The 13,090-nt window shown below is 71.3% G+C and carries 16 protein-coding genes; 6 read left to right on the top strand and 10 right to left on the bottom strand.

The genetic code is table 11. The features are described 5' to 3' along the window. Positions 1–17: 17 nt before the first annotated feature. A complete protein-coding gene (locus tag DMP23_RS14685) occupies positions 18–527 on the top strand; it encodes a MarR family winged helix-turn-helix transcriptional regulator (protein WP_337821344.1) in 510 nt (169 codons plus the stop codon). Positions 528–1,327: 800 nt separating this feature from the next. Here the strand turns inward: DMP23_RS14685 and DMP23_RS14680 are convergent. The 4 genes from DMP23_RS14680 to DMP23_RS14665 all read right to left on the bottom strand — a co-directional run bounded on the left by DMP23_RS14680 (position 1,328) and on the right by DMP23_RS14665 (position 4,232). Further along, entirely contained in the window at positions 1,328–1,855 is a 528-nt protein-coding gene (locus tag DMP23_RS14680) for a pyridoxamine 5'-phosphate oxidase family protein (RefSeq protein WP_337821343.1), read from the bottom strand. Between the two features lie 54 nt (positions 1,856–1,909). Continuing rightward, positions 1,910–2,764, bottom strand: a complete 855-nt coding sequence (locus DMP23_RS14675) for an MBL fold metallo-hydrolase (RefSeq protein ID WP_337821342.1) — start codon at positions 2,762–2,764, stop codon at positions 1,910–1,912. Further along, the gene (locus DMP23_RS14670; protein ID WP_337821341.1) at positions 2,761–3,168 is read right to left on the bottom strand and encodes a RidA family protein; all 408 of its coding nucleotides are present in this window, start codon (positions 3,166–3,168) and stop codon (positions 2,761–2,763) included. The genes DMP23_RS14675 and DMP23_RS14670 overlap by 4 nt, the downstream gene beginning before the upstream one ends. 65 nt (positions 3,169–3,233) lie before the next feature. Further along, positions 3,234–4,232, bottom strand: a complete 999-nt coding sequence (locus DMP23_RS14665) for a zinc-binding dehydrogenase (RefSeq protein WP_337821340.1) — start codon at positions 4,230–4,232, stop codon at positions 3,234–3,236. A 136-nt stretch (positions 4,233–4,368) separates the two neighbouring features. Here DMP23_RS14665 and DMP23_RS14660 point away from each other — a divergent pair, with 136 nt between their 5' ends. Then, positions 4,369–4,836, top strand: coding sequence for a hypothetical protein (locus tag DMP23_RS14660; protein WP_337821339.1), 468 nt, complete (start codon positions 4,369–4,371; stop codon positions 4,834–4,836). Positions 4,837–4,908: 72 nt separating this feature from the next. Continuing rightward, entirely contained in the window at positions 4,909–5,652 is a 744-nt protein-coding gene (locus DMP23_RS14655) for a DUF2249 domain-containing protein (RefSeq protein WP_037811473.1), read from the top strand. Positions 5,653–6,174: 522 nt separating this feature from the next. On the opposite strand, the gene DMP23_RS14650 is transcribed toward DMP23_RS14655, so the two are convergent. From DMP23_RS14650 to DMP23_RS14635, 4 genes are all read right to left on the bottom strand, one after another. Continuing rightward, complete coding sequence (locus tag DMP23_RS14650) at positions 6,175–6,573, bottom strand: hypothetical protein (RefSeq protein ID WP_337821338.1); 399 nt, start codon at positions 6,571–6,573, stop codon at positions 6,175–6,177. Between the two features lie 382 nt (positions 6,574–6,955). Further along, complete coding sequence (gene fdxA, locus DMP23_RS14645; protein ID WP_336157779.1) at positions 6,956–7,312, bottom strand: ferredoxin; 357 nt, start codon at positions 7,310–7,312, stop codon at positions 6,956–6,958. A gap of 49 nt (positions 7,313–7,361) precedes the next feature. Continuing rightward, on the bottom strand, positions 7,362–8,675 hold the full coding sequence (locus tag DMP23_RS14640) for an FAD-binding oxidoreductase (protein WP_134661736.1): 1,314 nt from the start codon (positions 8,673–8,675) through the stop codon (positions 7,362–7,364). 72 nt (positions 8,676–8,747) lie between these two features. Then, on the bottom strand, positions 8,748–9,638 hold the full coding sequence (locus DMP23_RS14635; protein ID WP_240015261.1) for a LysR family transcriptional regulator: 891 nt from the start codon (positions 9,636–9,638) through the stop codon (positions 8,748–8,750). Between the two features lie 92 nt (positions 9,639–9,730). On the opposite strand from DMP23_RS14635, the gene DMP23_RS14630 reads away from it, so the two are divergent. Then, complete coding sequence (locus DMP23_RS14630) at positions 9,731–10,456, top strand: EamA family transporter (protein ID WP_337821337.1); 726 nt, start codon at positions 9,731–9,733, stop codon at positions 10,454–10,456. Beyond that, entirely contained in the window at positions 10,457–10,729 is a 273-nt protein-coding gene (locus DMP23_RS14625) for an EamA family transporter (protein WP_337824403.1), read from the top strand. It abuts the gene before it with no gap. Here the strand turns inward: DMP23_RS14625 and DMP23_RS14620 are convergent. Both DMP23_RS14620 and DMP23_RS14615 read right to left on the bottom strand, forming a co-directional pair. Continuing rightward, the gene (locus tag DMP23_RS14620; protein ID WP_337821336.1) at positions 10,654–11,769 is read right to left on the bottom strand and encodes a hypothetical protein; all 1,116 of its coding nucleotides are present in this window, start codon (positions 11,767–11,769) and stop codon (positions 10,654–10,656) included. The two genes, DMP23_RS14625 and DMP23_RS14620, sit on opposite strands and share 76 nt — an antisense overlap. After that, positions 11,760–12,587, bottom strand: coding sequence for an alpha/beta fold hydrolase (locus tag DMP23_RS14615; protein WP_337821335.1), 828 nt, complete (start codon positions 12,585–12,587; stop codon positions 11,760–11,762). The genes DMP23_RS14620 and DMP23_RS14615 overlap by 10 nt, the downstream gene beginning before the upstream one ends. Positions 12,588–12,683: 96 nt before the next feature. Here DMP23_RS14615 and DMP23_RS14610 point away from each other — a divergent pair, with 96 nt between their 5' ends. Then, positions 12,684–13,055 (top strand): winged helix-turn-helix transcriptional regulator, encoded by a 372-nt coding sequence (locus DMP23_RS14610; RefSeq protein ID WP_337821334.1) that lies wholly within the window; start codon positions 12,684–12,686, stop codon positions 13,053–13,055. Positions 13,056–13,090 lie beyond the last annotated feature (35 nt).

Raw genomic sequence — 13,090 nt, 5'->3', positions numbered from 1 at the left:
TGTTAGAATACTCGCCCATGCCAGCGGAGCGGGACCACGTCGACGGAGTCATGGCGCAGATCACCGGCGTGCGCGAGGAAGACCGGGTCAGCAAGGCGCTGAGCTTCCGCCTGCTGCGCGCCGCCCGGCTGCTGGAAACGGAACTGCGCCGCGAATTCGACGCCTTCGGGGTCGGCCTGTGGGAAGTGGAACTGCTGGGCGCCCTCAAACGAGCCGGTCCCCCGTATCGGCTTTCGGCCGGGCAGCTGCTGGACAGCATGCGCCTGACGTCCGGCGGAGTCACCAAACGCGTCGCCGGACTCGAACGCAAAGGCTGGGTCCGCCGCGACATCGACCAGGCCGACCGACGGCAGATCCTGGTGAGCCTCACCGACGAGGGGCTGGCGCGGGCGCAGGAGGTGTTCGGGATGAAAACGCAGACGGAGGCACGGTTGCTGGGGGTTCTGCCGCGCGCGGAGCAGGAGCGGATGAACGCCGGGCTGCGGGAGTTGCTGCTGGACTGGGAAGGGCCGGACGGGCGGGGGTGATCGGTTGGGGGCCGCAGCCAGCGTCGCCGCGACGGATGCGCCGTCTCGCGCGCTCACCCGCACCCGGCACCGCGAAGCTCTCAGCCCGGCAGACTTCCGCACGCCGCGGCAGCCATCGCCGCCACGCGCACTTCCCCGCACACACGACGGCGGCTCACCCGCTAGCGCGAAGTCCCTCGCCTGGCAGGCTTCCGCACGCGGCAACAGCCATCACCGCCACGACAGACTCGCGGCCACCCGCGCGCGACGGCAGCTCACCCCGCCATGGCCAACCTCCCGGCCCGGCGCACTCCGCACGCGACAGCCGCCATCGCCGCCACGACAGACTCGCCGCCACCCGCACGCCACGGCAACTCACCCCGCCACGGCCAACCTCCCGACCCGGCAGACTCCGCACGCGACAGCCGCCATCGCCGCCACGACAGACTCGCCGCCACCCGCACGCCACGGCAACCCGCCCCGCCACGGCCACTTCGCACGCGGCAGCCGCCATCACCGTCACGACAGACTCATCGTCACGCGCACGCGGCCACAGCCCGCCTGCCGCGGCGCGCTTCCGTGTCCCGCAGACTCCCCGCACGCGGCTCTCGGCACCCGGCAGACTCGCCGCGCACGGGACCGGCCAACGCCACCGCGGTCTCGCGCGCGGACTGTGTCAGCCTCGCCGTCAGACAGGTTCCCCGCACACGGCAGCAACCAAGTCGGCGACGGCTCGTCGTCCGGCAGACGCCCGTCGGCGCCCGCGAACTCCCGGTAGACAGCTCCGCCGACGACACCCGCCGCGGGATCGGGCCGCGGGCTCAAGCTCCGGCGAACTCCCAGCACGTCGCTCCGTGTGGTTCCTCCGAAGCGACTCCCACCGCGCGGCGCAGGGTGAGCCGGTACAGGTGCCACGGCGGCGGGCCTGCGCTCGGAGCGCTGAAGGGTGCCGTCAGAGCATCCCCGGACGCCGTCGCTGGCCAGCCGCCGGAGCGGTAGACCTCGGCTAGGTGCGCCACGGTGTCGGTGTCCACCACGCGGTGGGCGTCGCCCTCGAGGACCAGGTCCAGGCCGCGCAGGCGTACCGAGATGCTGCACGCCGGGTTGGCCGCGAGGTTCCGCGAGCGGCGCGTGCCCGGGCCGCCGACGAAGTACAGGGCGTCGTCCACCCAGACCGCGCCCACGCCCGCCGAGTGGGGGCGGCCGTCTGGGCGGACGGTCGCGACGAAGAACGTCAGGTCGGCGGTCGGGGTGTCGGCGACCAGGACGTCGCGGGCGCGGCTCCACGGCAGCGGGGCGTTCCCGTAGCGGTCGAGGTTGCGGGTCGAGGTCGGTTCGTAGTCAGTCATGCCTATGCGTCGAACGGGGCGGCGTCGAATCGACACGGCCCCGCGAGCAGAGACTCAGGCGACTCCTAACGGGGCAGGGTGGTAGCGGAAACCGTCGCTGGCGCGGTCGATTCGTCCGGGCCCGAAATGCGCGGGCAGGAGAAGGGCGTCTCGTTCGACGGCCAGTTCGCACAGCGTCCGTCGGGACTCCGCGGCAGCGACTGGGTCTACGTCGCCGCCTTGGGCCAGTGTCAGGTCCGAGAACTGGAACGGGTGGTGCAGCACATCTCCGCTCACCAGCGCGTGCTGACCGCCGCCGCTGAGTTCGGCGATCAGGTGGGCGGTGGTGTGCCCGGGCAGGGAACGCAGGGTGATGCCATCTGTTACCTCGTATGGGAGGTCGATCAATTCGACCAGGCCTGCCTCCACCACCGGGAGGACGCTGTCTTCGAATGTCCTCGCCAGGTCGGCTGCCACCCCGCCTTCGGGGGCCGCGGCGTGCACCTCTTGCAGCCAGGCGTATTCGTCGGCCGCGATCAGGTACCGGGCGCGTGGGAAAGTCGGGTCCCACGAACCGTCGACCAGTTGAGTGAAGCCGCCGCAGTGGTCTGGGTGCAGGTGGGTCGCGATGACGACGTCGACGTCCTCCGGCATGACGCCCGTCGCGGCCAGGCGGTCCAAGTACGGCGTGTCGAACTGGTGGTGTGCCAGCAGGACTGGGCGTTCCTTCGCGTTGCCGTTCCCGGCGTCGAAAAGCACCGTCTGGTCCGGCGTGCGCACCAAGTACGTGGTGATCGACAGGTCGAGGTCGCCGCGGTGGTCCCCCAGTTGTTCGGGCGTGACAGCCGGGAACAGTTCCGCGGGGGCGAAGGGCCAGTGGTCCAGTTCGGTGACCGCATCGATTCGCAGCGGCCCGAGCGTGACGGTCATCGGGGCACCGCGGCCATCGCCTCGATTTCCACGGCCAGCTCCGGTTTCGCGAGCGCGGACACCACGATCAGCGACTGTGTCGGCCAGTCGCTCTCCGGGAACCAGCGGCTGAACACGTCCCCCGTCGCGGCGCGGAAACCGGGCAGGTGCTCGGTGCCGGCGACCATGCTGAAAATCTTCACCAGATGCTCCGGCCCGGCACCTGCCGCGGCGAGCACGCGTTCGATGTTCGCCAGCGCCTCGCGCGTCTGTGCTTCCGCGTCCGGCCCGGCGAGTGTGCCGTCCGGTCGTGCGCCGATCTGCCCGGCCACCACGACCAGTTCGTGATCAGCAGGAATCTGCGCGAGGTGGCTGTAGCGGCCGACCGGGCCCGCGATCGTTTCGGGATTCCAGCGCTTGCTCATCAGGGTTCCCCTCCCTTGGTTCGTGCCCACAGTTCACCACGAGGCACCGACAAAAACGGCCGAGGTCAGCCGATCGCGACCACCAGCTTTCCGAACTGGTCCCCCGACGCCAGATCGGCCAGTGCACGCGGACCGTCGGCCAGGTCGTAGACGTGGTGCACCACCGGACGTACGCGGTGTTCCGCGACCAGCGCGACCATCTGCGCGAACTCCCGCGCGCTGCCCATCGACGTGCCCAGCAGGCTGATCTGCCGGAAGAAAAGATTGCGCAGCGACAGTTCGACGTCCGGGCCGGTGGTCGCGCCGAGCGTCACCATCCGGCCGCCGGAGCGGAGGACGGAGAGGCAGGCGTCGAAGGTCGCCGAACCGATGCTGTCCACGACCAGGTCCACCGGTGCGCCGAGTTCGGCGGCCCAGTCGCCGCCGCTGCCGATCGCGCGGTCGGCGCCCAGTTCCGTTGCCCTGGCGAGCTTTTCGGGGCTGCGGGAGGTGACGCTGACCGTCGCGCCCGCAGCTTTCGCCATGGCGAGGGCGAACGTCGCGACTCCGCTGCCGATGCCCGGCAGCAGCACGTGTTCCCCTGCGGTCAGCCCGCCGCGAGTGAACAGCGCCCGGTACGCGGTGAGCGCAGCCAACGGGAGTGCGGCGGCTTCGGTCCAGCTCAGGTGTTCGGGCTTCGGCACGACATTGCCCGCCGGGACGACGACGTATTCGGCCAGCGTGCCGTTCGTCGGCACTCCGAGAATGGCGGGGACTTCCGGGACCACGTCCGGCTCGGCCCAGTCGAGGGACGGGTTGATGACGACCTCGGTACCAACCTCGACGGCGGTGTCCGCCCCCGCCGCGGCGACCACTCCGGCACCGTCCGAGCCCAGCACGGCCCAGGGATCAGCCGGGCCGCGACTGTCCACGATGAACAGATCCCGGTGGTTCAGCCCGGCCGCCTTCAGCCGGACCAGCACTTCACCCGGACCGGGCACCGGTGCCGGAACCTCCGCGACCCGCACCCCGCCGACTCCCGCCACGCCCTCGTGGACGACTGCCCGCATCGCGTTTGTTGTCACGTCCGCGAACCTAACAGCCGCCCGCACCCGCTGCCGACCTGGCGCGAATCCCGTCACAGCAGGGAATTTTCCGGTCCAGCCCGCAGTATGCCGACCGGTCCGAGCCGTTCTTTTTTCACTAGGCTAACTTGGATATATGACTCCTCGCACCGCCGCCGCGGCCCCGTTCGCCGTGCTCGGCCTCGGATGCGCGATCGCTGGCGGGCTGGCGTCCGCGGTCATCGCCCCGCAGCCGACCCCGCATGGCGCGTGGGCGGTCGCTTATCTGGTCCTCGTTGGCGGGATCGCCCAACTCGGACTCGGGGTCGGGCAGGCATTGCTCGCCCCGGCACTGCCGTCCCGTCGGCTTGTCGTCGCTCAGGTCGCGGCTTGGAATCTCGGAAATGCCGCCGTACTAGCCGGAACGCTTTCAGCGGTGACGCCCGTGGTGGACGTCGGCGGCGCGGTTCTGGTCGTCGCATTGGCACTGCTGGTTCTCGGCGTGCGCGGCAGTTCGCCGGACGGTCGCACCCGGTGGGTCAGGCACGGTTTCCGGGCGCTCGTCGTACTGCTGCTCGTCAGCATCCCGGTCGGACTCGTCCTCGCGCGGGTCGGCCCGACCTGAGTCCCAGGTCACGCCCGCAAGCCCGTTCTTTTGCACTAGTATTCTCGTAAATACTCTTTCCGGGAGGTTCCCGTGACCGGCTCGTCCGAGGTGTACATCAGCGGCACCAGCACCGACCCCGCGTTCCGCGCCAGCGAAGCCCTCCGCGCCGAATCCGGCCGGGTGCTGGCCCAGTACCGGGAAAAAGCCGCCGTGGTCACGGAACTTCAGCTCGACGGCAGCGCCCGCGAGGAGGCCAACGCCCGGCTGATCGAGTTCGCGACGGGCCGGTTGACCGAGTACCTGTCCGCCGCGGACCGCGTCCTCAACGCGACCGCCGCCGGCGCCCCCGCGACGCGCCTGCTGGTCCGCGCCTTGCGACGGATTCAGGACGCCGTGCTCCGCACCGTCGAGGAACTGCGGGAATCCGACACCTCTGCCCAGGTCAGCCATGCCGCGCAGGCATTGGACGCGCTTCTCGGCGCTTATCTCGACGCCGAAACCAGCGTCCTGCTGCCCGCGCTGGCCGATCTCCCCGGCGCGGACGTCCCCATCCTGGTCAACGACCTCCGCACGCTCCTCGACGGCGGCGAACTGGACCGCGCGGAAGTCCTCGACGTCCGCGAAATCCCGCACGGCACCCGGCATCCGCGCATCTTCGGCCGCTACGCGCGGCTCGCGCCCGGGGAATCGTTCGTGCTCGTCAACAACCACGACCCGAAGCCGCTGCGCCGCGAGTTCACCGCCACGCACGGCGAGGATTTCACGTGGGAGTACGTGGAATCCGGGCCGGAGAAGTGGCAGGTCCGGATCGGCCGCGCCGCGGTCCCGGCCTGACCCCCGATACCCGCGCCGACCCCCCTTCGGCGCGCCTCCCCGCGGCGGCCGGTCTCCCCCGCCCCGGCCGCCGCGGACCGGGCTTGCTGTGCAACGGACACGCGCACCGGCTGCTGCGCTTTGCGGGCGGAATTGCGTTGGCTGCCGCGAATTCGCGTCTCGCGCCTGACTGGCCGTTGCGGACGGGCTTACCCGTGCATCAGAAAGTCCGCGCAGCCACGCGCTTCGCAGGCGGAACTCCGGTAGTCGCCCGCGAATCCGCGCATCACCGGACGCTGCGGACCGGCCTGCTGTGCGTCACCGGACTTCGCGGATGAAACTCCGTTGGCCACCGCGAATCCGCGCCTAACCCACCGCCGCAGATGGATCGCTGGTGCATCAGAAACGCCCGCCCAGCCACCGCACTCGCGGACGGAAATCCCTTGCCCGCCTCGAATCCGCTCTCTGCGCGTGTCCGGCGTCATCGCGAATCTGCGACCCGCCGCGGAAAATCCAGCGCTGAACCGGCACCAGCGAGCATGGTCAGCGACGACGCTTACCAACAGGCTTCAAATGCGCCAAACACAACGACGGCTCGACAAACGCCTCCAACCGCTCCGCCGTCAGCGGTGCTCGTACCTCCTCCAGCACCCCGCGCATCAGCCCGAGATGCAGGCCGCACACCACATCCCGGCGTTCTTCCGCGATCTCTCGGAACGGGCAGTGCCGCAGCCGGATCACCGGCTGCTCCGGAGAGCCCGACGGGTCCGGAGCGAAACCGGCGTCGCTCAGCACGGTGGACAGTCTGCGGATCCCCTCGGCCTCGTCGACGCGGCGGGTCGGGGGCGGGCGGTCGGCCAGGTAGCGGCCCCACGCTTCGCCTGCGGATTCCGCGGCTTTCCCGGGATCGGCGACGTTTTCCGCGATCAGGCCGGTCAGCATTTCGGCGAGCAGGCGGTAGCTGCGGCGTCCCTCGGCTGCTTCCTCGGCGATCGCGGCGTAGACCGTCCGCGGGCGGCCGGGGCGGGTGCGGTCTTCCGTTCGGCGTTCGGCGAGGCCGGATTCGACGAGGCCCGTCCAGGTGGAACCGCGCGGTGTTGGCGTGCAGGCCGACCTGTTCGGCGACGTCCTGCACCGCTACGGGAGCGTCCGCCGACCGCAGTGCGGCCAGCACCCGGGCCCGGCTCTCGCCCAGTGCGCGGGAGGCGGGCGGATCGGTCAGCGTCTGCTCGCTCATGCGGACCAGTTTAACCGAGTTGAATGAGGTTTTCTCCGCCAGAAGCGGGGTACGGCGGGTCGCTCCCGCAGAAGCGTGCGGGGCGAACTACTGCTGGGCGGAAAGGTCCGGTCGTGGCTGCCCGGCGACCAAGGGCGTGTCCACCCCGAGGTCGCCGAGCTTCACCGCGCCGCCGGGGCTGTCGAGGGGCGCGTCGCGGCCGGGCAGGGTTTCGCTGAAGAACCGGGCGTTGTCCTCGGCGTAGATGCGCCAGCGGTCCGGAAGGTCGTCCTCGTAATAGATCGCCTCGACCGGGCACACCGGTTCGCACGCGCCGCAGTCGACGCACTCGTCCGGATGGATGTACAGCGAGCGTTCGCCGACGTAGATGCAGTCCACCGGGCACTCGTCCACGCACGCCCGGTCCATCACGTCCACGCACGGCTCCGCGATCACATACGCCACGGCCCGCCTCCTTCCGCCGTCTTTTTCACCAATGTACTCGGCAAAAAGGTCAGCCCAGCGGAATGGCGCGGAAAACCCCGTCCGGGTCGTAGCGGTGTTTGACGTCCCGCAGCCGGGCCGAGTTGGGGCCGAAGACGTTCGCCGAAGGGACGTCCGGGCCCAGCAGGTTCGCGTACGCGGCAGGCAAGGCATAGGGGGCCAACGCCGTCGACGTGGCATCCGCCCAGGCTCGGTCGTCGTTGCCCTCCCCCAGCCCGAGGATCTCGACCATGAGGTGGTCCTCCCGCACGGGGAACGCCGTGTCCGCGGCCGGAATCCGGGCGGCCAGGCCGTGGAAGTGGTGGATCGACAGTCCGGACATCGGCGAGGTCCGGCCTTCCGCGGCCGAGGCGAGCACTGACGCGGCCTCTGGAGTGAACGCCGGAAGCGACCGCGTGCGGATGGTGACTGAACGGCCGTTGGGGAACATCGCATCCCGCCGGGCGATCTCTGCCGCGTAGGACGACACCGGCTCGATTTGCGAGGCGAGCGGGGGTCCGAGGCGGGCGAGGAAGCCGTCGGGATCCGCGGCCCCGCACCAGGTGGGCCAGACCAGCACGCACAGTGAGCCGTCGGCACCGGCGAGGACGCCAGTCTGCACGGTGAGTTCGTCCGGCGCGTCGGCCTGGAGTTCGGCTACCGCAGCGAAAACCCGCGCCGCGTCCGACGCCGGGTACCAGACCGGGCCGGTCGTGATCGGCGGTGTCTCGTGCAAGCGCACGCCGAGGGCGGTCACCACGCCGAAATTCCCGCCGCCGCCCCGCAGCGCCCACCACAGGTCTGGCAACCGCGAAGCGTTGGCGATCACAACCTCGCCGTCCGCGAGCACGACCTCGGCACCGAGCAGATTGTCCGAGGCGAGCCCGTACTTGCCCAGAAAAGGACCGTATCCGCCGCCGAGCGCGAGCCCGGCGAACCCGACCGTGCCGATCGTGCCCACGACGGCGGTCAGGCCGTGCGCCTCCGCTCCCGCCAGCACATCGTTCGCCCGGGCGCCGCCGCCGACCACCGCGGCGCGCCGTCCTGGATCGACCGAGACCCGGTTCAGCGGACGCAGATCGAGCGTGATCCCGCCGTCCGCGATCGCGCGTCCGGCCCAGTCGTGCCCGCCGCTGCGCACCGACAGCGGCAGACCCAGTTCGCGCGCGGCACGCACCGAAGCCTGGACATCCGCCGTGCGCCGGCATTCAACCACCACGGCCGGACGCGCGACGACGGCGGCGTTCCAGACCGCCGCCGCCGATTCGTACTGAGGGCCGGACGTGTGCACCTGCCCGGCGGGCAGTCGGGCCCGCAAGGCACGGGCGGCATCCTCGGCAGTCATGGGCGGCTCCCCTGCTCGTCGATTCCGACTCTAGGGCCGAACCGGCCGGAAAAGGCAGCCGCGCACCGAGATTCAGCGGTTCACATAAGCCGCCGACGCCTCGCCGAGCGCCTCCAGCGCCGCCCGGACCCCGCCGTGCGCCTCCTCGCCGGACCGGCACGCGGCGATGATCGTGCGGTTCAGCACCGGCCGCGTCGCGAGCATCCGGACGCCGTCCGGCACCGGTCCGCGGGCGAGCCGCGGGACGAGCGCGGCGCCGACGTTGCCCGCGACGAGCGCCAGCTGCGTCACGTAACTCCCGATGGTGCAACTGATCCGCGGCTCCAGGTCCTGCGAACGGAGCACGTGCACGAGCCATTCGTAGCAGCCGGAACGGCCGGTCCAGCTGATCCACGACACGTCGTCCACCTCGGAGAGATCGACCGTGCGACGGTGCGCGAGCCGGTGCCCGGCGGGCAGCGCGAGATCGGCGACGTCGGAGAACAGCGTGACCTGCGTGATCCCCGCCGGCACCACGGTCGGCCGGTCCGCCCAGCTTTCGAACACCGCCACGTCGAGGTCCCCGGCGAGCACCTTCGGCAGCGTCTGTTCGGCTTCGCCCTCGCCCAGCGTCACGTTCAGCCGCGGGTGCTGTTCGGTGAGCATGGCGAGCGCGGGCGGTAGCAGCGCGTGCACGCACGTCGCGATCGACCCGATCCGCAACGGCCCGAAGACGTCCTCGCGCAGCCGCTCGAGATCCGTGCGCGCTTCGGCCAGCTGAGCCAGCACGCGTTCGGCATGCCCGACCAGCACCTGCCCGGCGCGCGTGAGCCGCACGGTCCGGCCGCGCGGCTCCAAAAGCGCCAGCCCCGCTTCCCGTTCGAGTTTCGCCAGTTGCTGCGACACCCCGGATGGCGTGACGTGCAGCGCGGCCGCCGCGCGGGCGACCGAGCCGTGCTGCGCGACCGCGTGCAGGGCGCGCATCCGATCCACACTGAACACGGTAGCGATGCTACCGGATTTTCCGCAGGAACATTCACTTGTCCTTGATAGTTAGCGCCCCCACCATAGAAGGCATGACCACCGAATCCGCCTCGTTGCCTGCCGCCGGCCCGATCGCCGCGCTCACCGGCCGCGCCGACCCCCGGCTGCTGGCCGCGGCGGGCTGCCTCTGCATCGCGCTGACCTCGGTGCTCATCAAGGTTTCCGGGGCCAGCGGCGCGACCAGCGCGTTCTGGCGCTGCGCCCTCGCGCTGCCGCTGCTCGCGATCCTCGCGTTCAGCGAGGCGCGGCGGACCCGCAAGCGCGCGAAGATCCTGCTGCCGCTGCTGGCCGGGCTCGGCCTCGGGCTCGACTTCGTCCTGTGGGGCGAGGCGATCCCGCGCGTTGGCGCGGGCGTCGCGACCATGCTGCTTTCGGTGCAGGTGGTGATCGTGCCGCTGCTGGCGTTCGTGTTCCTCAAGGAGCGGCCGGACCCGCGGTTCAAGTTCGTCGCGCCGACGCTCATCGGCGGGATCGTGCTCGCCGGCGGCGTGTTCGGCTCGTCGATGACCGGCTCGAACCCGGTGCTGGGCATGGTTTTCGCGCTCGCCGCGGGAGCGGGCTACTCGGCGTACCTGCTGTTGCTCCGGCTCAGCAGCACCCCGGCGACGCAGGTCCGTTCGCTGTCGCTGGCCACCGTGTCGGCGGGCTTCGTCTCCGTCGTGCTCGGGCTGCCGTTCGGCCGCCTCGACCTGGCGCCGAGCCTGCCCTCGCTCGGCTGGTTCGCCGCGCTCGCCCTCGTGGGCCAGGTCGTCGGGTGACTGCTGATCGCCGGGGCGCTGCCGCGGCTGGCGGCCTCGACCGGCGCGACGATGATGCTGCTGCAGCCGGTCGGCGCGGTCGCGTTCGGCTTCCTGCTGCTGAGCGAACGGCCGGGCCCGCTGCAGCTCGTCGGCTGCGTGATCGTGCTCGGCGCGGTGTGCTTCGCCGGCCGCGGCGCGGGCAAGAAGCCCGCGGTTCAGCCGTCGGCCAAGCTCAGCCCGGCCGAGTCGAGCAGCCCGCGCGCCATGTCCCTGAACTCGTCGCGGCGGTGATCGACCAGGCCGTCGCCGCCGAGCAGGTCCGCCGCCAGCTCGTCGACCGGCCAGCAGACCAGCTTGCCGTGCCGCCCGAGCAGCAGCCCGACCTCGCGGATCCGGTACAGGTCGGCGACGTCGAGCCAGGCATACAGCAGGATCTGCCACAGCCAGCGCCCGGCGCGGTCCGGATCGCCGACGGTCAGCACGGTCTTCACGTCCAGCAGCGTGCCGTCGGCGATCCCCGCTTCGGGGTCGAGCTTCCCGAGCAGGAGGTCGCCGTCGGCCCAGCCGGGCACGATGGTCGGTCCGGCGATCCCGAGCGGATAGCCCTCCGGCGGGGCGCCGCCGAGCCGCCGCAGTTCCCACAGCGCGCCGTTGTCGTGTAAGCGTTTCGCGAGTTCCGCCAGCTCGGTCACCTGTGCGTCGGCGGGCAGGGCGCGCAGGTCCGCGATCGTGCCGCCGCCGTCGACGACCCGGGCGAGCCGAGGGTCGATGCGGCCGGAGCGGTAGATGTCCTCGCACGCCGACAGCACCCAGTTCGTCCGCGCCAGTCCGGCTTCCGCGCCCGGTCCGCCGAGCATGCCGGGCGGGGCGTGCTGCGCCTGGTAGCGGCGAGCGCGTCCCAGCAGTTCGCCCCACAGCTCCTCGGCACCCGGCAGCGCACCGCCGCCGGGCAGCCCGTCGCCGAGGTCGAGCCAGGTCGCTGCCGCCGGACGGATGCCGAGCGCCCGCGCCTGGTACTCCGGCGGCAGCTCGTCGTGCGTCGGGTACTGGGCGGCTTGCGCGTGCGCCCACGGGCCGCTGCCCCACTGCGCCCGCACCATGCCGAGCAGCGCGTAGTACGGCGGCGCGGGCTGCACGAGATCGGCGATCCGCTGGCCGAACGCACCGCCGATCTCGGCCCAGTGCTGCCGCGGCGGCCGCGCGAGCGCCGGACGGACGCCGTTCGTCGCCTCCTCGACCCGGCGCGCGGCCGCTGCGGTGCCGGTGAAGACGCGGGCGCACCAGCGCGCGAGTTTCCCGCGCGGGTCGGCCAGTTCGGACGTCAACGACACCCGGCCAGTATCTCCCGGGACAGGAACGGCAGCAGGAGATCGAGGAACTCGCGCGGACGGTCCAGCGGGATCAGGTGCCCGCAGTCGGCCAGCACGTGGCCGGTGAGGTCGTCGGCGATCGGGCGTAACTGCTGCTCCAGCGCGTCGCCCACGGGATTCGCGCCGACCGCCATCGTCGGGACGATCAGCCGCTTCGTGGCCGCTTCGGTCAGCTGCCGGGCGCTTTCCGGCATCGCGCGGTAGTACTCGAAGGCGCAACGGAGCGCGTCGGTGCCGGTGTACGCCTCGGCGAAGGCGGCTTGGACGTCCGCCGGAGCGCCTCGGCCGAGCGTGCCCTGTTCGAGAAACCAGCCGACGTACTCCGCCTCGTGTCCATTAAGGACAGTCTCGCCCAGTCCCGGCACCGCGTGGAAGCCGAACCACCACGGCGCGCTCGCCGGGAAACCCCAGGGCAGCGACTCCATCAGCACCAGGCGGCGCACTCGCTCCGGCTGCCGCAACGCCAGCAGCAACGCGCTCGAAACCGCCAGATCGATGGCCACCACGTCGGCATCCGGCTCCCCCAGCGCGTCGAGCAGGCCCGCGACGTCAGCCGCGACCGTCCCAGCGTCGAAGCCGCTCTCCGGACGGCTGCTCGCGCCCAGCCCGCGCAGGTCCGGCGCGAGCACCCGGTACCGCTCGGCGAGGGTCGAGATGACCTTGCTCCACAGCTGCCAGGTGTGCGGAAATCCGTGCAGCAGCACCAGCGCGGGACCGTTCCCGGCGACGGCGACGCTCAGCCGGACCCCGTTCGCTTCGACCTGCCGCACTGCGTTCATCGCACCTCCTGTGGTTACCATTGGTTACCAGCACACGGTAGGTAACTCCGAGGATGCCGCCAAGACGGCACTTTCCCGACAGGTGGTGAGCCCGAGGTGACCCCCTCCGCCCGCGGCGATCTGTTCGACCCGGCCTGCCCGACGCGCCGGCTGCTCGACCGGATCGGGACGAAGTGGACGTCGATGACGGTCAAGATCCTCGCCGAGGCCGCGCCGGACGAGGTGCGCTTCGCGGATCTTCGCCGCCGCATCCCCGGGGTGTCGCAGAAGATGCTCTCGGTGACGCTGCAAAGCCTCATCCGCGACGGCCTCGTCACGCGGCGGGTCGAGGACACGGTGCCGCCGCGGGTGCATTACCGGCTTACCGCGCTGGGCACGTCGCTGGAATCCGCGCTCGCGGCGCTGCGCACGTGGGCGGAGGAACACATGGCCGAGGTCGACGAGGCCAATCGGAAATCGGAGCGGTAATTTTCCGCACACCGGCGAGTCGGTCGGCCACCGCG

The sequence above is a fragment of the Amycolatopsis sp. A1MSW2902 genome, assembly GCF_017312175.1.
Classification (GTDB): domain Bacteria; phylum Actinomycetota; class Actinomycetes; order Mycobacteriales; family Pseudonocardiaceae; genus Amycolatopsis; species Amycolatopsis nivea.
Note: the sequence above shows the minus strand (reverse complement) of the source record. Positions and strands in the feature narration are given on the sequence as shown.

Coding starts and splice junctions, on each gene's coding strand:
- DMP23_RS14685 (WP_337821344.1), top strand. CDS start 18: ATGCCAGCGGAGCGGGACCACGTCGACGGAGTCATGGCGCAGATCACC.
- DMP23_RS14680 (WP_337821343.1), bottom strand. CDS start 1,855: ATGACTGACTACGAACCGACCTCGACCCGCAACCTCGACCGCTACGGG.
- DMP23_RS14675 (WP_337821342.1), bottom strand. CDS start 2,764: ATGACCGTCACGCTCGGGCCGCTGCGAATCGATGCGGTCACCGAACTG.
- DMP23_RS14670 (WP_337821341.1), bottom strand. CDS start 3,168: ATGAGCAAGCGCTGGAATCCCGAAACGATCGCGGGCCCGGTCGGCCGC.
- DMP23_RS14660 (WP_337821339.1), top strand. CDS start 4,369: ATGACTCCTCGCACCGCCGCCGCGGCCCCGTTCGCCGTGCTCGGCCTC.
- DMP23_RS14650 (WP_337821338.1), bottom strand. CDS start 6,573: ATGCTGACCGGCCTGATCGCGGAAAACGTCGCCGATCCCGGGAAAGCC.
- DMP23_RS14640 (WP_134661736.1), bottom strand. CDS start 8,675: ATGACTGCCGAGGATGCCGCCCGTGCCTTGCGGGCCCGACTGCCCGCC.
- DMP23_RS14635 (WP_240015261.1), bottom strand. CDS start 9,638: ATGCGCGCCCTGCACGCGGTCGCGCAGCACGGCTCGGTCGCCCGCGCG.
- DMP23_RS14630 (WP_337821337.1), top strand. CDS start 9,731: ATGACCACCGAATCCGCCTCGTTGCCTGCCGCCGGCCCGATCGCCGCG.
- DMP23_RS14615 (WP_337821335.1), bottom strand. CDS start 12,587: ATGAACGCAGTGCGGCAGGTCGAAGCGAACGGGGTCCGGCTGAGCGTC.